Source organism: Streptomyces sp. ADMS (assembly GCF_033441795.1).
Classification (GTDB): Bacteria; Actinomycetota; Actinomycetes; order Streptomycetales; family Streptomycetaceae; genus Streptomyces.
Map to the genome: position 1 here is coordinate 36020 of NZ_JAVFVX010000045.1, position 21239 is coordinate 57258.

Annotated in this window: 21 protein-coding genes and 2 pseudogenes; 13 read left to right on the forward strand and 10 right to left on the reverse strand. The window is 68.3% G+C overall.

Going from position 1 to position 21239, the window contains the following annotated elements; all coding sequences use genetic code 11:
• The first annotated feature begins 151 nt into the window (after window positions 1-151).
• The 3 genes from RB628_RS20645 to RB628_RS20655 are packed head-to-tail and all read left to right on the forward strand — an operon-like array spanning window position 152 to window position 3254.
• Window positions 152-1465, forward strand: coding sequence for an ABC transporter substrate-binding protein (locus RB628_RS20645; protein WP_318321972.1), 1314 nt, complete (start codon window positions 152-154; stop codon window positions 1463-1465).
• Window positions 1462-2427 (forward strand): carbohydrate ABC transporter permease, encoded by a 966-nt coding sequence (locus RB628_RS20650; protein WP_412180693.1) that lies wholly within the window; start codon window positions 1462-1464, stop codon window positions 2425-2427. The genes RB628_RS20645 and RB628_RS20650 overlap by 4 nt, the downstream gene beginning before the upstream one ends.
• On the forward strand, window positions 2424-3254 hold the full coding sequence (locus tag RB628_RS20655) for a carbohydrate ABC transporter permease (protein ID WP_318321973.1): 831 nt from the start codon (window positions 2424-2426) through the stop codon (window positions 3252-3254). Before RB628_RS20650 ends, RB628_RS20655 begins: the two co-directional genes overlap by 4 nt.
• Before the next feature lie 36 nt (window positions 3255-3290).
• On the opposite strand, the gene RB628_RS20660 is transcribed toward RB628_RS20655, so the two are convergent.
• The 3 genes from RB628_RS20660 to RB628_RS20670 all read right to left on the reverse strand — a co-directional run bounded on the left by RB628_RS20660 (window position 3291) and on the right by RB628_RS20670 (window position 6472).
• Window positions 3291-4580, reverse strand: a complete 1290-nt coding sequence (locus RB628_RS20660; protein WP_318321974.1) for a ribonuclease D — start codon at window positions 4578-4580, stop codon at window positions 3291-3293.
• 200 nt (window positions 4581-4780) lie between these two features.
• Window positions 4781-5440, reverse strand: coding sequence for a response regulator transcription factor (locus tag RB628_RS20665; RefSeq protein ID WP_318321975.1), 660 nt, complete (start codon window positions 5438-5440; stop codon window positions 4781-4783).
• Between the two features lie 363 nt (window positions 5441-5803).
• Window positions 5804-6472 carry a DUF3000 domain-containing protein gene (locus tag RB628_RS20670; protein WP_318321976.1) on the reverse strand — a complete coding sequence of 223 codons (669 nt, stop codon included), beginning with the start codon at window positions 6470-6472 and terminating at the stop codon, window positions 5804-5806.
• A gap of 129 nt (window positions 6473-6601) precedes the next feature.
• Between RB628_RS20670 and hemE the strand changes: the two genes are divergently transcribed.
• Window positions 6602-7696, forward strand: a complete 1095-nt coding sequence (hemE, locus tag RB628_RS20675; RefSeq protein ID WP_318321977.1) for a uroporphyrinogen decarboxylase — start codon at window positions 6602-6604, stop codon at window positions 7694-7696.
• An 18-nt stretch (window positions 7697-7714) separates the two neighbouring features.
• Here hemE and RB628_RS20680 read toward each other — a convergent pair.
• A pseudogene (locus RB628_RS20680) lies at window positions 7715-8156 on the reverse strand (rhomboid family intramembrane serine protease); the annotation flags it as partial.
• Between RB628_RS20680 and RB628_RS42660 the strand changes: the two are divergent.
• Window positions 8146-9063, forward strand: a complete 918-nt coding sequence (locus RB628_RS42660) for a transposase (RefSeq protein ID WP_412180694.1) — start codon at window positions 8146-8148, stop codon at window positions 9061-9063. The pseudogene RB628_RS20680 and the gene RB628_RS42660 sit on opposite strands and share 11 nt — an antisense overlap.
• On the opposite strand, the gene RB628_RS20685 is transcribed toward RB628_RS42660, so the two are convergent.
• The 3 genes and pseudogenes from RB628_RS20685 to RB628_RS20695 form a co-directional block, all read right to left on the reverse strand.
• The gene (locus tag RB628_RS20685; protein ID WP_318321978.1) at window positions 8988-9452 is read right to left on the reverse strand and encodes a hypothetical protein; all 465 of its coding nucleotides are present in this window, start codon (window positions 9450-9452) and stop codon (window positions 8988-8990) included. The genes RB628_RS42660 and RB628_RS20685 overlap by 76 nt on opposite strands.
• Window positions 9453-9460: 8 nt before the next feature.
• Window positions 9461-10181: pseudogene (locus RB628_RS20690) on the reverse strand (response regulator transcription factor).
• Window positions 10182-10334: 153 nt separating this feature from the next.
• Window positions 10335-10688, reverse strand: a complete 354-nt coding sequence (locus tag RB628_RS20695; protein ID WP_318321979.1) for a DoxX family protein — start codon at window positions 10686-10688, stop codon at window positions 10335-10337.
• Between the two features lie 215 nt (window positions 10689-10903).
• Here RB628_RS20695 and RB628_RS20700 point away from each other — a divergent pair, with 215 nt between their 5' ends.
• From RB628_RS20700 to RB628_RS20720, 5 genes are all read left to right on the forward strand, one after another.
• The gene (locus RB628_RS20700; protein ID WP_318321980.1) at window positions 10904-11560 is read left to right on the forward strand and encodes a TetR/AcrR family transcriptional regulator; all 657 of its coding nucleotides are present in this window, start codon (window positions 10904-10906) and stop codon (window positions 11558-11560) included.
• 579 nt (window positions 11561-12139) lie between these two features.
• Window positions 12140-12955 carry an SDR family NAD(P)-dependent oxidoreductase gene (locus tag RB628_RS20705; RefSeq protein WP_318321981.1) on the forward strand — a complete coding sequence of 272 codons (816 nt, stop codon included), beginning with the start codon at window positions 12140-12142 and terminating at the stop codon, window positions 12953-12955.
• A gap of 34 nt (window positions 12956-12989) precedes the next feature.
• Window positions 12990-13157 carry a lipocalin-like domain-containing protein gene (locus RB628_RS20710; RefSeq protein ID WP_318321982.1) on the forward strand — a complete coding sequence of 56 codons (168 nt, stop codon included), beginning with the start codon at window positions 12990-12992 and terminating at the stop codon, window positions 13155-13157.
• Window positions 13158-13223: 66 nt separating this feature from the next.
• Window positions 13224-13415 (forward strand): hypothetical protein, encoded by a 192-nt coding sequence (locus RB628_RS20715; RefSeq protein ID WP_318321983.1) that lies wholly within the window; start codon window positions 13224-13226, stop codon window positions 13413-13415.
• Window positions 13416-13460: 45 nt separating this feature from the next.
• On the forward strand, window positions 13461-14360 hold the full coding sequence (locus tag RB628_RS20720) for a fumarylacetoacetate hydrolase family protein (protein WP_318321984.1): 900 nt from the start codon (window positions 13461-13463) through the stop codon (window positions 14358-14360).
• A gap of 407 nt (window positions 14361-14767) precedes the next feature.
• Here the strand turns inward: RB628_RS20720 and RB628_RS20725 are convergent, their stop codons facing one another.
• The 3 genes from RB628_RS20725 to RB628_RS20735 all read right to left on the reverse strand — a co-directional run bounded on the left by RB628_RS20725 (window position 14768) and on the right by RB628_RS20735 (window position 17505).
• Window positions 14768-15673 carry a LysR family transcriptional regulator gene (locus RB628_RS20725; protein ID WP_318321985.1) on the reverse strand — a complete coding sequence of 302 codons (906 nt, stop codon included), beginning with the start codon at window positions 15671-15673 and terminating at the stop codon, window positions 14768-14770.
• A 79-nt stretch (window positions 15674-15752) separates the two neighbouring features.
• A complete protein-coding gene (locus RB628_RS20730) occupies window positions 15753-16688 on the reverse strand; it encodes a dihydrodipicolinate synthase family protein (RefSeq protein WP_318321986.1) in 936 nt (311 codons plus the stop codon).
• A gap of 31 nt (window positions 16689-16719) precedes the next feature.
• Window positions 16720-17505 carry an SDR family oxidoreductase gene (locus RB628_RS20735; protein ID WP_318321987.1) on the reverse strand — a complete coding sequence of 262 codons (786 nt, stop codon included), beginning with the start codon at window positions 17503-17505 and terminating at the stop codon, window positions 16720-16722.
• Between the two features lie 236 nt (window positions 17506-17741).
• Here RB628_RS20735 and RB628_RS20740 point away from each other — a divergent pair, with 236 nt between their 5' ends.
• The 3 genes from RB628_RS20740 to RB628_RS20750 all read left to right on the forward strand — a co-directional run bounded on the left by RB628_RS20740 (window position 17742) and on the right by RB628_RS20750 (window position 21081).
• The gene (locus tag RB628_RS20740; protein WP_318321988.1) at window positions 17742-18842 is read left to right on the forward strand and encodes a zinc-binding dehydrogenase; all 1101 of its coding nucleotides are present in this window, start codon (window positions 17742-17744) and stop codon (window positions 18840-18842) included.
• Complete coding sequence (locus RB628_RS20745; protein ID WP_318321989.1) at window positions 18839-20014, forward strand: DUF3500 domain-containing protein; 1176 nt, start codon at window positions 18839-18841, stop codon at window positions 20012-20014. Before RB628_RS20740 ends, RB628_RS20745 begins: the two co-directional genes overlap by 4 nt.
• A 401-nt stretch (window positions 20015-20415) precedes the next feature.
• Complete coding sequence (locus RB628_RS20750; protein WP_318321990.1) at window positions 20416-21081, forward strand: TetR/AcrR family transcriptional regulator; 666 nt, start codon at window positions 20416-20418, stop codon at window positions 21079-21081.
• The last annotated feature ends 158 nt before the right edge of the window (window positions 21082-21239 follow it).

The following is a 21239-nucleotide window of genomic DNA, read 5'->3' on the forward strand; positions in this document are numbered from 1 at the left end:
CCTAAACCGTTCTATTTCCGCGTGAGTGAAGCGCGGAAAACATGGTGGCACCCTTGGCGAAATAGGGACTTTACCGGTTCAGTAAGTGGTGTCAGAGTGCCGAATCAGCCATCCCAGTAGTGCTCGTCCGTCCCGAACGGAGCTGATGCACATGAACCGCCGCACGATTCCCGCACTCCTCACCGCCGGTCTGCTGCTCTCCGCCTGCACCGGAGCCGGAGGAACCTCAAAGGGTGCCGACGCCAGCGCGGCTGACGACCCGTCAAAAGTGGCCGGCACCATCAAGGTCCTCACCGTGCGTACCGATCTCGTCCAGGACGGCACGATGAAGAAGTACGCCGACGAGTTCCGGATGACGTATCCGAAGGTGAAGGTCGAGTTCGAGGCGCTCACCAACTACGAGGCCGAAGTCAAGATCCGTATGAATACGGAGAACTACGGCGATGTCCTGCTGATCCCCGCGGTGATCAAGAAGAGCGACTATCCGAATTTCTTCGCCTCGCTGGGTGCCCAGGCGGAGCGCGCCAAGAAGTACCGCTTCACCGACTTCACCACCGTCGAGGGCAAGGTCTACGGCCAGAGTCCGGTCGGGGTGACCCCCGGGTTCCTCTACAACAAGAGGATCTGGCAGAAGGCCGGGATCACCGACTGGCCCACCACACCCGCCGAGTTCCTCACCGCACTGAAGGCGATCAAGTCCAGGACGGACGCGGACCCGTACTACACCAACTTCGCCGCCCAGTGGCCGCTCACGTCATGGACGTACGTCAACGGCTCGGTCAACTGCGACACCGGGGCGACGACGAAACTGGTCGAGAGCGACCCGTGGGCCAAGGGCGCCGACCTGCGCGTCGGCGACACCCTGCTGTACGACATCGTGCACGACGGACTCGCCGAGAAGGACCCGACGACCACCAACTGGGAGGCGTCCAAGCCCCGGTTGGCGAAGGGGCAGATAGCCACCCAGTGGCTCGGCACCTGGGCGATCGTCCAGTTCCAGGACGCTGCCAAGAAGGCCGGCGTCGACCCCGCCGACATCGGGTTCATGCCCTTCCCGGCCCAAGTGGACGGCAAATTCTGTGCGGTTGTCGGCCCCGACTACAACCAGGCCGTCAACGTCCACAGCAAGCACAAGGAGGCGGCCCGCGCCTGGATCGACTGGTTCACCGACAAGTCCGGTTACGCGGAGGACAACCTGGCCATCTCCCCGCTCAAGGATGCCCCGCTGCCCGAGGTGCTCCAGCCGTACGAGGACGCCGGAGTGAAGTTCATCGAGGTCGACGACACCGAGGGCGCGCGGCTCAAGCTCGTCGACACCGAGTCGGAGGTCGGCATCTACGCCCCCGACTACCGTCAGGACCTCGTCGACCTGGCCCGAGGCGCCCGCAAGGGCAGCCTCGACGACTTCCTCGGAGACCTCGGCAAACGCTGGAGCGAGGCGCAGCGGTCCGTGGGGACGCGGTGACGGACACCACCGAGGCCGGCACGGCCGGGCGACGGGCGGCGCGACGCAGGGAACCGCCGCCCGCCACCCCCGCACCGCCTCCGCCCCCGCGCGGGGCACGCCTGGGACGAGGCATGACCCCGTGGCTGTTCCTGATCGCCCCGCTCGCGCTGCTCCTGACGTTCACCTACGCGCCGATCGCCAACATGGTCGCGTACAGCTTCACCGACTGGGACGGCGTCAGCCCCGAACTGCACTACACGGGCTCAGAGAACTACACCGAACTCCTCACGCGCCCCGAGCTGTTCGAGGTGTTCTTCGTCAGCGGCTACTATCTGGCGGCCTCCGCGCTCCAGATCGTCGCCGCTCTCTACTTCGCGACGGTCCTGAGCTTCAACGTCCGCTTCCGGAACTTCTTCAAGGGCGTGCTGTTCTTCCCCTACCTGATCAACGGGGTCGCGATCGGCTTCGTGTTCCTCTACTTCTTCCAGGACGGCGGCACCCTCGACTCGGTGCTGAGCGTGTTCGGCGTCCACACGGACCACGCATGGCTGGGCACACCGACGTCGGCCAACATCTCGCTCGCCGGCGTCTCGGTCTGGCGCTACATGGGCCTGAACTTCGTCCTGTTCCTGGGCGCCATCCAGTCCATCCCGGGGGAGTTGTACGAGGCCGCCGAACTCGACGGCGCGAACCGCTGGCACCAGTTCCGGTACATCATCGCGCCGGGCATCAAACCGGTGCTGAGCCTGACCGTGATCCTGTCGATCTCGGGCTCGCTGTCGGTCTTCGAGATCCCGTACATCATGACCGGCGGGGCGACCGGCACCGAGACCTTCGTGATCCAGACGGTGAAGCTGGCGTTCCAGTTCAACAAGACCGGGCTCGCCTCCGCGGCGGCCGTCGTACTGCTGCTGATCGTGCTCGCCGCGACCTGGGTGCAGCGGCGGCTTGTTCCGGACGACAGGGTGGACCTCGTATGACGCGCCGAGCGGTTGCCCGTACGTTCGTGTACCTGTCCCTGGTCCTCGCGACGGTGGTCGTCCTGCTGCCGCTGGGCGTGATCGTCCTGACCTCGCTCAAGTCCGAGCAGGAGATGGCGGACGACAGCGGTGCGCTCTCGTTGCCGGGCGACCTCCTGAACCTCCACAACTACGTGACGGCGTTCCAGGACGGCGAGATGCTGTCCGCGTTCGCCAACACGGCCTTCATCCTGCTGTTCGCCGTCGCGGGAACCGTCCTCATCGGCTCGATGACGGCGTACGCGATCGACCGCTTCACCTTCCGCTTCCGGAAGCTGGTGATCGCCCTGTTCCTGGTGGCGACCCTGGTTCCAGGCGTCACGACTCAGGTGGCGACGTTCCAGATCGTCAACAGCTTCGGCATGTTCGACACCCTCTGGGCGCCGATCGCGCTCTACATGGGCACGGACATCGTGTCGATCTACATCTTCCTGCAGTTCGTCCGGTCGATCCCGGTCTCCCTGGACGAGTCGGCACGCCTCGACGGGGCCAACGCCTTCACGATCTACCGAAAGATCATCTTTCCGCTCCTGAAGCCGGCGATCGCCACGGTGGTGATAGTGAAGGGGATCACCGTCTACAACGACTTCTACATCCCCTTCCTCTACATGCCGTCCGAAGATCTTGGCGTGATATCGACGTCCCTGTTCCGCTTCAAGGGCCCCTTCGCGGCCCACTGGGAGACGATCTCGGCGGGTGCGGTCCTGGTCATCCTGCCGACCCTGGTCGCTTTCCTGTCCCTGCAGCGCTTCATCTACAACGGCTTCATGAAGGGCGCGACGAGGTGACATCCCTGCTTTCAGGGGCGCGGGACCACGGAGTCGCTACGGCGCCTCGGCGGAAAGTGCCTCGACCAGAACCGGCGTCACCTGCTCCACCTGCCAGGCCCGAGCCCCGTACCCGGCAAGCGCCACCGCCACGGACCCGGCGTCCACAGGCGTAGGCGGCTCCCAGCAGACCCTTCGCACCGTGTCCGGAGTGATCAGATTCTCCTGAGGCATGTTCAACCGCTCGGCCAGCGCGGAAACCCCGGTCCGCGCAGCGGACAACCGGGCCGCGGCCACCGGATCCTTGTCGGCCCAGGCCCGCGGCGGCGGAGGCCCGACCACAGGCTGCCCCGGCTGGGGCAACTGCGCGTCGGTGAGCGCCCTGACGCGATCGACCGCCGCCTGCCACTGCTCCAGCTGCCGCCGCCCCATCCGATGCCCGAACCCGGTCAGCGCGGCCAGCGCGTGGACGTTGGCCGGCACGGCGAGCGCGGCTTCGACGATGGCCGCGTCCGACAGCACCTTGCCCGGAGATACGTCCCTGCGCTGTGCGATCCGGTCCCGGGTCTCCCACAGTTCGCGTACGACGGCGAGCTGCCGACGCCGGCGGACCTTGTGCATGCCGGACGTACGACGCCAGGGGTCCTTGCGCGGCTCCGCCGGCGGAGCCGACGCGATCGCGTCGAACTCCTGCCGGGCCCACTCCAGTTTGCCCTGCCGTTCCAGCTCCTTCTCCAGCGCGTCCCGCAGGTCGACCAGGAGTTCGACGTCAAGTGCCGCATACCGCAGCCAGGGCTCGGGCAGGGGCCGGGTCGACCAGTCGACCGCGGAGTGGCCCTTTTCGAGTACGAAGCCCAGGACGCCCTCGACCATCGCGCCCAGGCCGACCCGCGGGAAGCCGGCCAGCCGTCCGGCCAGCTCGGTGTCGAACAGGTGGGAGGGAATCATGCCTATCTCGCGGAGACAGGGCAGGTCCTGTGTGGCGGCGTGCAGCACCCATTCCACACCGTCGAGCGCCTCGCCGAGGCCCGACAGGTCAGGGCAGGCGACGGGGTCGACGAGCGCGGTGCCGGCGCCCTCGCGGCGCAACTGAACCAGGTAGGCGCGCTGTCCGTAGCGGTAACCGGACGCGCGTTCGGCGTCGACGGCGACGGGGCCGCTGCCCGCGGCGAACGCGGTGATCACCTCGGCGAGCGCGTTCTCGTCGGCGACGACAGGCGGAATTCCGTCACCGGGTTCGAGGAGGGGGATCGGCGCCTGAGCCTCAGAAGATCCGTTGTCGTCCGGAGGAGCGCCTCCGGTGGTTCGCAGTGAGCTGTCTGCTGCGGTCTCTTGGGCTTCGGTCACCTGTCAAGGGTATCTGTGTATGGACGGCGCCCGCCGACGGAACGTTCCGTCGACGGGCGCCTTGGGGTCGTAAACCGGTCACGCGTCACACGTGTCAGTGAATTCTGTCGGTCATCTCGGTCAGGAGTGGTGGCGGAGCGGTCGTCAGAAGCCGCTCGCCGATGGACGTTCGTCAGTGATCATCGAGTCAGTGATCAGTGTCAGTGGATGATTCCGGTCCGCAGGGCGACCGCCACCATCCCGGCGCGGTCGCCCGTGCCGAGCTTGCGGGCGATACGGGCGAGGTGGCTCTTGACGGTCAGCGCGGACAGGCCCATGGAGACACCGATCGCCTTGTTCGACTGGCCTTCGGCGACCAGCCGCAAAACCTCGACCTCGCGGCCGGACAGCTCGCGGTATCCGCCCGGGTGGCTCGGGGCACCCGGGGGGCGGCGGTGCATACGGGCGCCGGCACCGATGGGGGCGGCGCCCGGCCGGGTGGGGAGCCCGACGTTGGTACGGGTGCCGGTGACGACATAACCCTTCACACCGCCCGCGAGGGCGTTGCGCACGGCTCCGATGTCGTCGGCGGCGGACAGGGCCAGGCCGTTGGGCCAGCCCGCGGCACGGGTCTCGGACAGCAGGGTGAGCCCGCTGCCGTCGGGCAGGTGGACGTCGGCGACGCAGATGTCGCGGGGGTTGCCGATGCGGGGACGAGCCTCCGCGATGGACGAGGCCTCGATCACGTCGCGCACACCGAGCGCCCACAGATGGCGGGTGACGGTGGAGCGGACGCGGGGGTCGGCCACGACCACCATGGCGGTCGGCTTGTTCGGGCGGTAGGCGACCAGGCTTGCGGGCTGCTCAAGAAGAACGGACACCAGGCCTCCTGGAGTGCGGGACAGATCCGGTCTCTGGGGGTGAATCCGGAACGACCGTGCTTTCAAGGTCACAGAGGTCTTCGGCACCAAACCTGTGCTCCTTTAGAGAAAGATCACGATCTGGTGAGTAACAATCCGTGCAATTCGGACACGCGATCGATCATCCGAAGATCGAACGATTTCACTCTGCGTCGATACGCGGCCGAAAGTGGCCGTATCGACAAAGAGCTACTAAAGACGGCGTGCCGATGCACGGCGAACGACAGGACATGGACGTGGCAAAAGGAACGGCCTTGCGGTCCCCGCACGGGGACCGCAAGGCCGGTCAGTCGGTTCAGTCGGTTCAGCGAGGTTCAGCGAGGTTCAACGGGACTGAGGCCCCCGTCGCTGAGGCAGCGTCACCACCGACGCGTCCCCGGGGCCGGCCGGTGGCAGGCCCGCGATCTGGGCGAGCAGGTCGCACCAGGCGGTGAGGTGGGAGGCGGTGTCCGGGACGCCGCCGAGGCCCTCGCGGGGCGTCCAGGAGGCGCGGATCTCGATCTGGGAGGCGGCAGGCCGCTCCGACATCCCGCCGAAGTAGTGCGAACTCGCGCGCGTCACCGTGCCGCTCGCCTCGCCGTACGGCAGCCCGCGCGCCTGGAGCGCCCCGGTGAGCCAGGACCAGCACACGTCGGGCAGCAGCGGGTCGGCTGCCATCTCCGGCTCCAGCTCGGCACGTACCAGCGTCACCAGCCGGAAGGAGCCCTGCCAGGCGTCGTGCCCGGCCGGGTCGTGCAGCAGGACGAGCCGGCCGTCGGCCAGATCCTCCTCGCCGTCGACGACCGCCGCCTCCAGGGCGTACGCGAACGGCGCCAGGCGCTGTGGCGCCCGCGTCGGCTCGATCTCGATCTGCGGCCTCAGCCGCGCGGACCGCAAGGCGTCGACGGCCGCCCGGAAGGGCAACGGAGCTGTCTCCACCGCATCCCGGTCCCCCTCCTTCGCATCGTCCATTCCGCCAGCGCCGTCCGACAGTCGTCCCTGAGCCGCAGCCATGCGGGGAAGGTTAAAGGGAACGGAGCCTCCGTGCGGGGAGGGACACCCGTGGAACGGACCACAGTCCGGTAAGAGCCGTCGCCGGGGCTGTTCGTGGGACTGTCGGTGGGGCGTGCGAGACTTTGGGTCGTGAGCGCGAACCAGAGCCCCGCGGGCCAGCAGCCGACAGCGACGTCCGCCGCCGTCAAGAACGACGCCGTGCAGGATTCCGCCTTCCTGAAGGCGTGCAGACGCGAGCCGGTGCCGCACACGCCCGTGTGGTTCATGCGCCAGGCCGGGCGTTCCCTGCCCGAGTACCGCAAGGTCCGCGAGGGCATCCCCATGCTGGAGTCCTGCACCCGGCCCGAACTGGTCACCGAGATCACACTCCAGCCGGTCCGCCGGCACAACGTGGACGCGGCGATCTACTTCAGTGACATCGTCGTCCCCCTCAAGGCCATCGGCGTCGACCTCGACATCAAGCCCGGCGTCGGCCCGGTCGTCGAGAAGCCGATCCGCACCCGCGCGGACCTCGCCCAGCTCCGTGACCTGACCCCCGAGGACGTCTCGTACGTCACCGAGGCCATCGGCCTGCTCACCCGCGAACTGGGCGCCACCCCGCTCATCGGCTTCGCCGGCGCGCCCTTCACCCTCGCGAGCTACCTCGTCGAGGGAGGCCCGTCACGGACGTACGAGAACGCCAAGGCGATCATGTACGGCGACCCGCAGCTCTGGGCCGACCTCCTCGACCGCCTCGCCGACATCACGGCCGCCTTCCTCAAGGTCCAGATCGAAGCGGGTGCCAGCGCCGTCCAGCTGTTCGACTCCTGGGCCGGCGCCCTCGCCCCGGTCGACTACCGCCGCTCGGTGCTCCCCGCCTCCGAGAAGGTCTTCAGGGCCGTCGAGGGGTACGGGGTGCCGCGTATCCACTTCGGCGTCGGCACCGGTGAACTCCTCGCCCCCATGAGCGAGGCCGGCGCGGACGTCGTCGGCGTCGACTGGCGCGTCCCGCTCGACGAGGCCGCCCGCCGCGTCGGCCCCGGCAAGGCGCTCCAGGGCAACCTCGACCCGACGGTCCTTTTCGCCTCCACGGAGGCCGTCGAGGCGAAGACCCGCGAGGTCCTCGACTCCGCGAAGGGCCTGGAGGGCCACGTCTTCAACCTCGGCCACGGCGTCATGCCGAACACGCCCCCGGACGCCCTGACCCGCCTCGTGGAGTACGTCCACACGAACACCGCCCGCTGAGCCGCAGGCCGGCGCCCGTCACCACGTATGCCGTGCCTGCCTGCCCCACAGCAGGCGGCCCGGCTCGGGCGGCGGCGGGATGCCCGCCCTGAGCGGCCAGGCGAGCAGCATGCCCGCGAGGAAGCCGACGACGTGGGCGGCGTACGCCACGGTGCCGGCCTCGGAGATCCTCTCGCCCGGACGAGTACACCGCCTGCAGCGCGAACCAGAAGCCCAGCACCAGCCAGGCCGGCAGCCGCAGCGGCAGGAAGACCAGGAAGGGCACCAGGACCCAGACCCGGGCCTTCGCGAGCAGCACCAGATAGGCGCCAGGCGCCCAGGGCGTTGGCGATCGCCCCGGAGGCGCCGGTCAGCGGGTCGCCCGAGTCGGCGTTGAGAAGCGCGAAGCCGTACGACAGTCGCAGACGACGTGGAAGAGCGCGTACCGCACATGGCCGAGGCGGTCCTCGATGTTGTTGCCGGACAACTACGCACTGGACACACGTGCAGGTCATGGGTGCGATGTCGAGGCCCTGGTCAGCAACCCGTCAGCGGCGGGCCGAGAGGAGTCCGTCGTTGCTGACTCTGGGCGTGACGCTGGGGACCGTGGCCGGCGGTGCCCCTCAGCCCTCATCGGAAGGCTCAACTCTTGGCACGGCAGTTCGCCCGAGGCATGGGCTCTTTCTTCGAAGTCTGCGACTGCGCCAACCAGAGCCTGGATCTGCTTCCGGGACCAGGCCGGGGCCTCACTGACCGGCGCGGTCGTCCGCACCTGGGCACCTGCCGGGCAGACATCGACCCTGACGGTGGTCAAGGGTCGTCAGCCGAAGCTGTCCATGGCCCCCCTGGCCTGCTACCGGCCCGGCGAACCACCCCGGCTGACCTACCGGATCCGCACCGGCCGGTGTCGCGACCTGATCCCGCTGCTCGACCAGGCACACCAGACCCTTCACGCCCCGATGATCCTGATCTGGGAAAATCTCGCCGGGCACCACAGCCGCCGGATGCAGCGCGCCGTCGCCGACCGGGACCGGCTGACCTTGCACTACCCGGCCGCCTACGTCCCCGACCTCAATCCCGTCGAGCAAGGTCTGGTCGCACCTCAGGCGCACCGCCCCGGCCACCCTCGCCGCCCGCACCCTGGAGGAGCCGACTCGTGCCGTTCGAACAGGTCTCCGTCTCATCCACCACCACCCCACTCTGCCGACCATCTCACCCGGCTCCTGCGGCCGCATCGGCATCGACACCCTCCCCCTACAGCAACGTCGCCCGGCGGCCGCCACACCGGCCTCGATGACGACCAGGCCGTTGATCATGTCCTGTACGTCGTCCATGGGCAGGGCGCGAGGACGGGCAGGCCCGCGCCGTCGATGGCGGTCACACGGTAGGTGCCCAGGCCGGGGACGTTCCGGGTGTGGAGGGATCCGTCCGTGGGGATACCGTCCAGCGCGGCGACCTGGACGGCTGTGAGGGGCTGCGGCACGGCGTCCGAACCGACGAACTCGGCGGCGACGACATCGCCGTCGTCGAGCCGGGCGGCGATCGTGCTGGCCGGCTGCCCCCGTTCGTTGAGGAAGCCCAGGTCCGTGGCGTCCCCTGCCCGGCGCTGGAGTCCACCCTGGCTGCGCTCGGCGGCGTCGCTGACCCGCTGGTCCAGGTTGCCCAGCAGATAGGCACGTTGGGCGTAGATGGTGGTGAGTGCCATCGCGGCACACACCACGGCGAGTGTGAGGCCGATGGACAGCAGCAGGCGTGTGCGCAGGGAGCGTCCGGGCATCCGGGGTCTCACCTGCCGTCCTCGGCCGGCCTGATGGTGTATCCCATCCTGCGCAGCGTGCGGATCATCGGGGCCCGACCCTTGTCGATCTTCCTGCGCAGATTGGAGATGTACGCCTCCACGAGGTTGCCGCTGGCGTCGAAGGAACTGCTCCAGACGTGGTCGAGGATCTGGGCCTTGCTCAGCACCTGGCGCGGGTGGCTCATCAGCAGCCACAGCAGGTCGAACTCCTTGGCGGTCAGCTGGATGGGCGTCCCGTCGCGGTGCGCCTCACGGGTCTTCTCCACCCAGATCCCCGACGGCGAGGACGGACTCGTCGGCCTTCGCATCCTCGACGCCGGCCCTGCGCAGCAGGCCGCGCAGCCGCAGCACGACCTCCTCCAGCGAGAAGGGCTTCGTCACATAGTCGTCCGCTCCCGCGGACAGGCCGTCGATACGGTGCTCCAGTGTGTCCCGGGCGGTGAGCATGAGAACCGGCAGCCGGGGGTTCTCGTGCCGCAGACGCCTGAGCACCTGTACGCCGTCCAGGCCGGGCAGCATTCCGTCCAGAACGACGACGTGCGGTGCGCAGCCGCGCGCGGTGAGCAGCGCGCTCTCCCCGTCGACCGCCGGGTAGGGCCGCCAGCCCGCTTCGGTGGCGGCCACGGACAGCGTCTCGACGAGCCCGGGCTCGTCATCGACGATCAGCACGCGGATCAGGTCCTCGCGGATTCCGGAAGTGCCAGACATGATTCGATCCTGTCGCGGTTGACTGGAGCTTGCTGCTGCGCCTTGGCGAGGCCTGGGGATGCGACATCCCGGGGAGTCACGTGCCGTGGCGTCGGGCTGCTCCTCGGCCTGGCCATACCGCTGATCGCGCCGGTCGGTGCGGGGGCTGTTCCTTCATGCCGTTGCCAGGTGGGTGGCGAGGTAGGCGGTGACGAGCAGCGCCACGATGACCGCGGGTGCGAACTTCCGCGGCCCGTCGCCTTGGCGCAGGTGAGTGACGAGGGCTCCGGTCATCAGAAGCAACAACCCGGTACCGGCGAGGCCGCCGAGCAGCGGTATGGCCAGGCCGAGGAGCAGCCCGACCGCCGCGGCGGCTTCGAGTACGCCGATGGCCCGGTAGGCCGTGACGGAGAAGCCGCTCTCCACGGCCAGTTGGCGCGTCTGTGGCAGGGCAAGGATCTTGGCGGTGCCCAGGGGCAGGAAGAACACCGCGAGCAGCACGGCGAGGACGACGGATGCGACGTTCATGGGGTGACCTGTGTTTTCGCTGGGATCGTGCAACGGTTCGGAAGCGTCCAGGAAGCGGCGTGCGGGTCTTGCGGCTCAGTCACTGACCGCCTCTTTCGTTTCTGACGACATCGTCACCGCAGATGGAATCGTCAGTCAAGAGATAGTGACGATTTCATCATTAGTGACGGTCGTGGATATGATGGTTCTCGAGCCCGTGGGGAAGGGGAGCAGACATGACGGAGGCTGTCCCGAGCCGGCTGGAGCGGCGGAAGGCGCGCACCCGCGCCGCGCTCATCGAAGCGGCCGCGGCATTCATCGCGGCCGGGAAGACGAACGCCCCGATCCTGGAGATCACACAGGCCGCCGACGTGGGTATGGGGTCGTTCTACAACCACTTCGAGAGCAAGGAGCAGCTCTTCCAGGCCGCCGTCGAGCACGGACTCGAGGTCTACGGAAACCTGCTGGATCAGCTGACGGCGGATCTGACCGACCCGGCGCACGTATTCGCGCAGAGCTTTCGCCTGACCGGACGTCTGCACCGCCGCCAGCGGGAGCTCAGCAAGGTTCTCCTGAGCAACGGACTGGCCATGGCCGCCTCGGACAAGGGCATCGCGTCCTTCGTCCTGCGTGACATAGAAGACGCGGTCCGCGCCGGCCGGTTCAGCGCGCGCGACCCCAAGCTCGCCCTGGTTGTCGTCGCGGGCGCCGCGCTCTGCCTCGGCCAGCTCCTGCACGACCATCCCGAGCAGGACGACGCCGAAGCCACCGACCAGGTCACCGAGGATCTGCTGCGCATGTTCGGGCTGTCCGCCGACGAAGCCCACGAGATCTGCCGGCTCCCCCTGCCCGGCCTCGGGACCGTGGTGGAACTGCCGGACTCCGCTGCCTGAGCCCGGCAGTTCACACGAGCAGGAATCCGCAGGGAGACCGCTTCATCCACGACCGTTTCGTCGCTGCTTCCACAGGGCCCCGGTGGAAGCGGCGCAGTCGTCATGCGGTCCTTGTGACGGCTGCACGCTCACTGGTCTGATCAATGGCGGATCCGCTGGTCAGGAGAATGACGCCAGAGAGCGAGACGACGATCGAGCATGACTCCGTGGAGGAGCCGTCCGGGTGCGTCACTCTGAGGGCCGGTGTGGGGTTCTCGGCAGTGAACGCGGAGCGCGGCGGGGACGGCTCGCGCCGCCGGGCCAGGACCGGCGGCCACCCTGATCCCGGGCGGCGGCCGCAGCAGCCGGGCCTGGTCGCGGCGGCCCGGTTCGGGGCTCGACCGCCAGCCCGCCCAGGCCCACACCTGGCCGGGGACGACCGACAGGCTGAGCCATCCGTCCGGAACCAGTGCACGGGACAGGTCTTCGGCACAGCGTCGCAGGTCGGCGTCGGTGACGTGCAGGCTGATCCGGCGACCGCATGCCCGCCCAGCTGGTCCCCCACCACCCTGACCACTTCACCCCAGGAGTTCCTCACCCATGAGCAAGATCTGGTTCATCACCGGCTCGTCCCGCGGCCTCGGCCACCGCATCGCCCAGGCGGCGCTCAGGCGCGGCGACAGGGTCGCGGCCACGGCCCGGGACACTCGCGCCCTCGCGGACCTGGTCGCCGACCACGGCGACGCGGTTCTGCCGCTTCCCCTGGACGTGACCGACAGGGCCGCCGCGTTCAACGCCGTCCAACGCGCCCACGACCACTTCGGACGGCTGGACGTCGTGGTCAACAACGCCGACTACGCCCTCGGCGGCGCGGTCGAGGAGCTCGGCGAGCAGCAGCTCCGCGACCAGCTCGAGACCGCCTTCTTCGGCGCCGTGTGGGTCACTCAGGCCGCGCTGCCCCTGCTGCGCGCCCAGGGCAGTGGCCACATCGTCCAGATCTCCAGCCTCAGTGGAGTCGTGGCCCATCCGATCATGGGCGGCTACGCGGCGGCGAAGTGGGCGCTGGAGGGACTCACGGAAAGCCTTGCCCAGGAGGTCGCCCCGTTCGGGGTCAAGGCCACACTGGTCGAGCCCGGAGCATTCGCCACCGACGTGACCTCCTCCGCCGTGCTTGCCACGCCGATCGACGTATACGGGCCGACACGCCAGGACGTGCTGGCTCAGTTGACGAACTCCAAGGCCGGGGATCCGGCGGCGGCGGCCCGCGCTCTGTTGAGGATCGTCGACGCCGAGAAGCCCCCGCTGCGTGTCCTCTTCGGTGCCCACGCCTACGAGTTCACCCAGCATGTCTACGCCGAGCGACTGAAGAGCTGGAGCGAGTGGGCGTACCTGTCGACCGAGGCAGACGGCGCCTGAACACACGCCGAACAGCAACGACATGGAGTCAGCGATGGATGACATCGTCGGTGCCTGGGAGCTGACGGGCTTTCTGGCCAACCGCGGGGATGCCGTGCGCCGACCGCTCGGCGAGAAGCCGGGCGGACTGCTCCTGTACACCGCCGACGGCTGGATGAGCGCTTTGCTCACGGCCGACTCCGGCGGTCCCGCCGAGCGATGAGAGCGGCCTGCCGCCCTCATCGAGTCCCTCGCCCTGCTGGATGCCCTCGGTGCTCCCCGCGGGACGGTGGCGAACGCCCGCCGCTGCAAACGCACGGCGGACGGGGCGGTGCTCCACCACGTCCGGTGCAGCCACTACGCGCCGTGGGTGGGTACGACCCTGGAACGCGTCGCGCGGCACGCCGCGGACGTACTGGAGTTGACGACGTCCGTACGGGGCTTCGACCCGGCCATGCGCTGGCGCCGCGTCCGTGTCTGACACCGCCCCGACCGCCCTCACAGCCCCTTTCCCTGGAGGTGTGCCGTGCGCACAGCCAATCTCGACAACCGACTCGTCCTCGTCCTCGTCCACGACGACGGTGCGGTGGATGTGGAGAAAGCCAGCAGTGGCCTGTTCTCCGCAGACCCGCAGGCCGTCTTCGACCGCTGGCAGGAATTCACCGCGTGGGCGCAGTCTCCGGCCGCGCTGCGAGCGGATCGTGTCCTCGTGGACGAGAGCCTTCTCGGCCCGCCGGCGCCCCGCCCGCGGCAGGTTTTCGCCATCGGGCTGAACTACGCCGCGCACGCGGCGGAGTCCGGCGCGGACAAGCCCGCGTATCCGCCGGTCTTCACCAAGTTCCCCACGTCGCTGACGGGGCCCTGCGACACAGCCACGCTGCCCAGTGCCGTCGTGGACTGGGAGGTGGAGCTGGTCGCCGTCATCGGCACCCGTGCTCAGGGCGTGCGGGAGGAGGACGCCTGGCGGCACGTGGCCGGACTGACCGTGGGCCAGGACCTCTCCGAGCGCCTGGTCCAACTGGCTCCGCCCTCACCGCAGTTCTCGCTGGGCAAGTCGTTTCCCGGCTTCGGCCCGACCGGGCCGGTCCTGGTGACCCCGGACGAGTTCGACGATCCGGACGACCTGGCGATCGGCTGTGCGGTGAGCGACGAAACCATGCAGGAATCCCGTACGAGCGGCATGATCTTCTCCATACCCCGGCTGATCTCCTGGATCTCCGCCATCTGCCCGATCCTTCCCGGCGACATCCTGTTCACCGGCACCCCGTCCGGTATCGGCGGCGCCCGCAACCCGCGCCGCTTCCTCGCACCCACTGAGGAACTGCACAGCTGGGTCGAAGGCATCGGCTCCCTCCGCAATCCTCTGGTCGCCGGCCCCACTTACCCGGATGGGCTGGTCCCTGTTCCCGGGAGTCCGAGAGGGTGAGCTCTCGCCGGCACGGCGGTCCGCTCGTCCCCGTCCGCTCTTCGGCCACCAGGACACGAAACCTGGGCGACCGGGCGCCGGACCGTGCTGCGGGCGTGGTGCCGCGGCCGTGACCGAGTCACCGACGAGCGGCTGGTCTTCTCCAGCGACGCGGTCGTCGCTTTCAGCCCCGACCCTGCCGGCGCTGGAGTCGCCTGTGTCCCACGGCAGGAGCGACGCCGAGGTGCTGGGCCCGCGAGCATCTCCCGAGGAAGAAGCGGACGAGGACCTCGGTGCGCGACTCCGGTGGGGAGGTGGACGGGCTGCGGTCAGTGCGCTGCGGAAAAAGAGTCCCGCGTCGGCGCGCTCTTGCCGAGGACATAGCCGCCGCAGGGCTCACGGCGCTCCGTACGCCCTGCCTTGGGGCATCAGCAGCGGACGGCACCCTTGGGCAGGTCCCCCTCCGCGATCAGCGGCAGCGCGACAGTGGTGAGCATGTCCCGATAGCGTTCTGCCAGCTGTGAGGGTTGCTTTCTGCTGTACGCCACGAGCTCCCGGTAGAACCCGGGGCCGATTCTCCGTGCGTGCCTGGCCCACCCCAGAGGCACCGCGTTCGCGGGTGCCACCGTCATTCCGATGCCCTCGACCGCGAACAGGAGCGCCGCCGAAACCTGGCCCGTACGTGCGACGGCACGTGGCGTGAACTCGAGATGTCCTGCCACCCGGTCCACCACCTCGCTCATGCCCTGTTCCGGCTCATAGAGCACCCAGTCGGCACCGGCAAGCTCAGCGGGCTCGGCAACGTCCTCCGCCTCGTGCCCCACTGGACCGACCACCACCATCTCCTCATAGCCGAGTGACACAACGGGCCCGTCCCAGGGAGATGGCCGTGGCCCTACGGCGATGTCGCCCTGGCCGCTCCGGACGGCGTCCTCCAGGGCGCGACGGTGTGAAAAGTCGTGCAGGCGCAGGACTGTGGAAGGAAACAGGGAGTGCCATCGTGCGGCGGACGACGGCAGGACGCCCGACGCCACGGATCTCACCGTCAGCACGTGGACGTCGCCCTTGCGGCCCTCGACCACCTGGCGCACGGAGTCCTGGGCGTCCTGAACGGCCTGGAGGGCGCGTTGGGCCTGCGACAGGAAGACCCGGCCGGCGGGAGTCAACGTGATGCCATGACGACCACGTTCGAGCAGATCCGCCCCAAGCTCCTTCTCAAGAGCGCCGATCTGCTGGGACAGCGAGGGCTGCGTGACATACAACCGGACAGCGGCTCCGCTGAAGGAACCGGCGTCACAGATGGCAACGAAGTACTCCAGCTGACGCAGCTGCATGCGATCAAGTTACTCCTTGCTCATCAGGACGTCGGCCTGCCGCCCAGCCCTTCCGGCTGAGGTGACTGGCCCGGACTCGTCAGGACGTGAGAGTGACCCTGGTGTCCTTGCGTGCCAGCCGGGTCAGCAGGTAGTCGACCTCGGTGCGGGCCATGGCGGACAGGCCGGCCCCGGGCCTGCGCTGTGCATCGGACGTCAGCAGCCCCCGCCGCTTCATCACGTACTTGCGCACGGCCAGACCAACACCCGGCTGCTGCTCGTATCGCAGCAGAGGCAGGTGGACGTCGAAGACGTCGTGGGCGGTGTCACGGCAGCCGGCTGCCGTATGGCGGACCACGTCCACGAGCAGTTCCGGCACGCAGTAACCCGTCATGGCGCCGTCCGCTCCACGCTCCGTCTCGAAGTCGAGGAAGAGGCCGCCGTTTCCGCACAGCACCGACAGACGAGGCATGTCACCGGCGGCCTCCATCCGCCGCAGGCTGCTGATCTTCTCCAGGCCCGGCCAGTCCTCGTGCTTGAGCATGACGCACCCGGGGAGGGTGTTCGCGATCCGGGCTATGACGGACGGGGACATCTCCACGGAGAACGACAGCGGGTAGTCCTGGATCACGAAAGGCACATCCTCGCCGATGGCTGCGGAAGCTCCCTCGTAGTACGCCACGATCCGGTCATCGGTCCGCAGCGTGTTGGGCGGTGCGATCATGACACCGGACGCGCCGGCAGACATGACCTCCGTGGACAGCGCACGCATGGCGGCATAGCCGGGCGCTGACACTCCCACGACGATCGGCAGGTCGGTCCGCCCGAGTACGTGCCTGACGATGCGCACGCTCTCGTCGTGGGACAGCTTGGGGGCCTCGCCCATCTGACCGAGCAGGGTCAGGCCGGTGACACCGACAGATGCGTAGAACTCCGTGAGTCGGCTGAGCGAGTCGAAATCAACGGCCCCCTCATCGTCGAACGGAGTCGGCGCGATAGCGAAAACACCCTCGGTCGTACGAGTCAGCAGTGCCATACCGCAACCTTTTTTGGTCAGCTTTTCAGGTTCAGATGCCGGGAATGAGGCCGCCGTCGACCCGGACGACAGAGCCGGTGATGTAGGCGGCCTGTGCGCTCGCCAGGAAGGCGACGGTGGACGCGTATTCGCGTGGCTCTGCGTAGCGTCCCACGGGTATCGACGCGATACTCTCCGAAGACGCCTGTTCCGCGGTCTTTCCCTCCCGTTCGGCTTTCGATCGGTCCAGGAATTGCACACGCTCCGTGCTGATTCTGCCGGGCACCATCACATTGCAGGTGATGCCGTCGGCCGCGACCTCCCGTGCCAATGTTTTCGACCACCCGAGGAGACTGGCACGAAGGGTATTGGACAGTCCGAGGTTGGGAATGGGGGACACCACGCCGGAGCTGGTGCTGGTGATGATCCGGCCCCAGCCGCGGCTCCTCATCGACGGTGCCACCCTGTCGGTGATCGCCATCACCGACAGCACCATGGACTGGAAGTAGCTCAACCAGACCTCGTGGCCCTGACCCAACACGGGTGAGGGCGGAGGCCCGCCGGTGTTGTTGACGAGAATGCCGATCGGGCCGAGGGCGTCCTCGACGAGTGCGACATTCGCGTCGATCGCGCCCAGATCGCCGAGATCCCATTCCACCCCCAACGCGTTGCCGCCGACACTCTTCACCACTTCTGCACGCTTCTGCGCGGCCTGCAGATTGATATCGGCAATGGCGATATTGGCCCCCTCCTCCGCGAGGACCTGCGCGACAGCGCCGCCGATACCTCCGCCTCCGCCCAATACAAGCGCGGTTTTTCCAGTAATTCCCAGATCCACGGTTCCGCTCCTCAAGGCGCCCAGGTCTTCAGTATTACGGCAAGTCTTGATATCCCGACGACTGTGGCACACCATGTAAATCGTTACCAATAGGAATTAACCTCATGCTCCATAGGCAACTCCTATGTGACATCCGTAGGACAGGCGGCATGAGTGGGCAAAGATGGTTCCGGGGCGTGAACGTCCCGTTCCCCAAAATGATGCGTGGCGTGATGGCCCGCAGTTGGAGACTCGATATGTCCTTGCCGGAAACCATGCAGGCGGCAGTGCTGGGCGGCGAGCCCGGCGTCATCAGAACGACCACGCTGCCCGTGCCTCCAGTGGGTCCGGAAGACGTCCTGGTGCACGTCCGTAGAGCGTCCCTGTGCGGCACGGACCTGAAGATCCGCAGTCGCCATTTCTTCCCGGACGGCGGACCGGACCCCGATGTGTTCGTCCCGGGGCACGAGTACGCGGGAGTCGTCGCCGCCGTCGGGGACACCGTCGACGAGTTCCGCGTCGGCGACCGAGTCGTGACCGAAGCGCACCGCGGCTGCATGCGCTGTGCCAACTGCCTGGCCGGGGGCTACACCGACTGCCTCAACTACGGTCACCGGCGCAAGGGCCACCGTGTGCAGGGGATGACCGTGAACGGGGGATTCGCCGAGTACGCGGTCAACCATGTCTCCACCCTTCACCGGCTTCCGGAGTCGGTCGACTTCGACGCCGCTGTCGTCCTCACGACGGTGGGCACGGTCATGCACGCCTTCGACGTACTCGGCTCCCTGCTGGTCGGCGCGAGCATCGCGGTGATCGGGCCGGGCCCGATAGGACTGCTCGCCACGCAGGTCGCCCGCGAGCTCGGCGCTCGGACGGTGGTCCTGATCGGCACACGTGACGCCCGCCTGGAGATCGGCAGGTCATTCGGCGCGGACCTCGTGCTCAATTCCCGTAACGAAGACGCCGTTGCCGCGGTTCGCGAAGCGACGCAGGGCACGGGCGCCGACATCGTTCTGGAATGCTCGGGCGCTTCCAGCGCGGTGGACGACGCCCTCCGTATGACCAAGCGGGCCGGCAAGGTCGTGCTCGTGGGTTTCTTCGAGGAGCCGGTGCGCGCCGATCTCAACCACGCGGTGATGAACGGCATCTCGATCGAGACGGTCCGCGGTGAGGGCACCGGCTCACTGGCCCGCGCGGTCTCCCTCGCGGCCCGCGGGCGTCTGCGTACCGCTGAACTGATCACGCACCACTTCCCTCTGCAGAATGTCGGCGAAGCCTTCGACACGTACGCCGAACGCCGGGGCAACGCCATCAAAGTCATGCTGGATGTGTCCGAGGACGGGGGAGCGCGCCAATGACCAACGACGGCCGTAAGGCCCGGCCGACTGCCGCCGCACCTGGACGTGAGGGGGCGGCAGCGACCATGGCGACGGTCGCCGCCACCTGGCTGGGCGCGTTGAGCCAGGAACAACTGCTCCTCGCCCTGTACGAATCGCCGCTCGACCCCGAAGCGGAGGCCGAGAGGCTGCGGTGGTTCTACACGCCGACGAATCACGGCGGACTGGCCATCCGGGAGCAGAGCGCCTACCAGCAGGGCCTGGCCATGCAGTTGGTGGCGAGCGGGTTGTCCGAGGCCGGATACGCCACGGTCGCCACGGTGATGGGTCTCGAGAACACCCTGGACCAGGTGGAAGGATGGCGGGTCGACTGGGGCCGGGAGCGCGGGCGCGATCCCGGTCTGTACTGGCTGAGGGTCTTCGGCCGACCCGGTGACCCGGTCTGGGCCTGGAGGTTCGGGGGCCACCACATCTCCCTGAACAACCTGATCGTGGCGGACAGACTTGTCTCGACGACACCGTGCTTCATCGGCGCCGATCCCGCGAGGACCGTGCTGCTGGGTGGATTCCTGGACCCACTGGGCGGGATCGAGGGTCAGGCACGGCAACTGGCGCGAACGCTGAGCGCACCACAACTCCGGCAGGCGCTGCTCCACCCGTCGGCCGTGTCCGACATCGTCTCCGGCAACAGGCCGCGAGTCCGCCGGGGCGACACCATGATGCACATGCAGGACCTGTGGCGCGGAAGCTTCTCGGACCCGGCTCTGGCACGTCTCGTGGACGACATCGACCGTCGGGCCGAGGAGGCCAGCGGATACACCGAGGAGGACCACGCGCGCGTGGCGATCACAGTTCCTCCCCGAGGCATCAGCGCACGCGATCTGGACGAGGAGCAGCGCCACGGTCTGCGACGGCTGCTCTCCCTGTACACCGGCCGGGCTCCGGAGGACCTCGCACAGGAACACGGAGTCCGCCACGCCTCCGACGGCGTCCTCGACGAGATCCACTTCAGCTGGTCCGGCAGCCTGGACGCCGGCGAACCGCACTACTACCGGCTCCACGGCCCCCGTGTGCTCATCGAGTACGACAACACCCAGAGGCTTGCCAACCACGCCCACTCGGTTTGGCGTGACCCGGCCTCCGACTTCGGCCTGGACGTCCTTGCGGAACACCGGGCACGGGCGGCCCACTGACGGACCGCGCGGTCAGGCGCTCGGCCGGACGTTCGCGACGGGGTCCGTCAGCGAGGTCGGCGGTCATGCCTGCGCGGTGGCAGGCGTATGGCGTCTGACCAGGCCCCTGCGGTCGTAGGAGGGGGTGCCGAGGAAGCCGACGAATCAGTGGCGACGCGTCGAGTCGACGGGCCGAAGCCATGGGCTGTCGGTGTCTGATGCCCTGCGAGAAGGCTTCCGGCGTGCCGCAGTCGAAAACGGATACGATAAGGCCGAAAATCCTGGTCGGGATACGTGCCGACAGAAGATCTGGCTGAGAGGGTGACCGCGTCATGGCTTCGGAGGCCCAGCCGGTTCCGGGAAATCCCGCTTGGTGGGCGAGCCGGAAGCCCGCTCCTGCGTACCGGCGCGGGCGCCCCCCGATGGACGCCGGGCGGATCGTCGACACGGCCCTGAAGCTCATCGACGAAGTCGGCATCCAGACGGTGACCCTGCGTATGCTCGCCGATGCGCTGGACTCGGGCACGGCGACGCTCTACCGGCACTTCAACGGCAAGGACGAGCTCCTCGCTCTTGTCGCCGACAGAATCCTGGGCGAAGTCAACGTCCCGTCCGAGGAGCTGGACGGTCTTACCTGGCGGGAAGCCGTGACCGTCGTGGCAACGGCTTTCTACGGTGCCCTGTGCCGGCACCCCCACGCGCTGTCCTTGCTGGCTGCCCAGGTTCCCGTCGGCCCCAACGGTCTGCGAGCCAGGGAACGGCTCATCACCCTGTTCCTGAGTCACGGGTTCCCGGTCGGCCTGGCCGCTCGGGCCTTCACCGCCATCGGCCACTACGTGATCGGCTTCGCCATCCAGCAGCACGGCCCGGGAACGCCAGGCCCCGAGGATCAGATGCAGCTGCGGGACTTTTACAACTCACTCGACCCGACTGCCTATCCGGCAACGACGGCGGCGGCCCACGCGTTGACCTCCGCACCACTGCACGAGGAGTTCCGGTTCGGTCTGGACCTGCTCCTCGACGGGCTGGAAAAGGCCAGGGTCGACTCGCCGCAGAATTCTGAAGAAGGCCCAGGAGCAGCCGGATAGCCGCTTCCGGGCGCCGAACATGGTGCCCGCGGCGCGCCGGTGGCGGGCGTATACGACGGCTGTGGTCTGCAAGAGGCCGGTGTCACCCACACCGATCCGGGCGGCGCGGAGCCGGGGTGCGAAGCCTTCGGCCGCGCGCCGCGGCGCGCGGCACGGTG

Coding starts and splice junctions, on each gene's coding strand:
- RB628_RS20655 (WP_318321973.1), top strand. CDS start 2,424: ATGACGCGCCGAGCGGTTGCCCGTACGTTCGTGTACCTGTCCCTGGTC.
- RB628_RS20645 (WP_318321972.1), top strand. CDS start 152: ATGAACCGCCGCACGATTCCCGCACTCCTCACCGCCGGTCTGCTGCTC.
- RB628_RS42660 (WP_412180694.1), top strand. CDS start 8,146: ATGTTGTTGCCGGACAACTACGCACTGGACACACGTGCAGGTCATGGG.
- RB628_RS20670 (WP_318321976.1), bottom strand. CDS start 6,472: ATGGCTGCGGCTCAGGGACGACTGTCGGACGGCGCTGGCGGAATGGAC.
- RB628_RS20685 (WP_318321978.1), bottom strand. CDS start 9,452: ATGCCCGGACGCTCCCTGCGCACACGCCTGCTGCTGTCCATCGGCCTC.
- RB628_RS20740 (WP_318321988.1), top strand. CDS start 17,742: ATGTCCTTGCCGGAAACCATGCAGGCGGCAGTGCTGGGCGGCGAGCCC.
- RB628_RS20695 (WP_318321979.1), bottom strand. CDS start 10,688: ATGAACGTCGCATCCGTCGTCCTCGCCGTGCTGCTCGCGGTGTTCTTC.
- RB628_RS20710 (WP_318321982.1), top strand. CDS start 12,990: ATGGATGACATCGTCGGTGCCTGGGAGCTGACGGGCTTTCTGGCCAAC.
- RB628_RS20730 (WP_318321986.1), bottom strand. CDS start 16,688: ATGGCACTGCTGACTCGTACGACCGAGGGTGTTTTCGCTATCGCGCCG.
- RB628_RS20725 (WP_318321985.1), bottom strand. CDS start 15,673: ATGCAGCTGCGTCAGCTGGAGTACTTCGTTGCCATCTGTGACGCCGGT.
- RB628_RS20745 (WP_318321989.1), top strand. CDS start 18,839: ATGACCAACGACGGCCGTAAGGCCCGGCCGACTGCCGCCGCACCTGGA.
- RB628_RS20700 (WP_318321980.1), top strand. CDS start 10,904: ATGACGGAGGCTGTCCCGAGCCGGCTGGAGCGGCGGAAGGCGCGCACC.
- RB628_RS20705 (WP_318321981.1), top strand. CDS start 12,140: ATGAGCAAGATCTGGTTCATCACCGGCTCGTCCCGCGGCCTCGGCCAC.
- RB628_RS20750 (WP_318321990.1), top strand. CDS start 20,416: ATGGACGCCGGGCGGATCGTCGACACGGCCCTGAAGCTCATCGACGAA.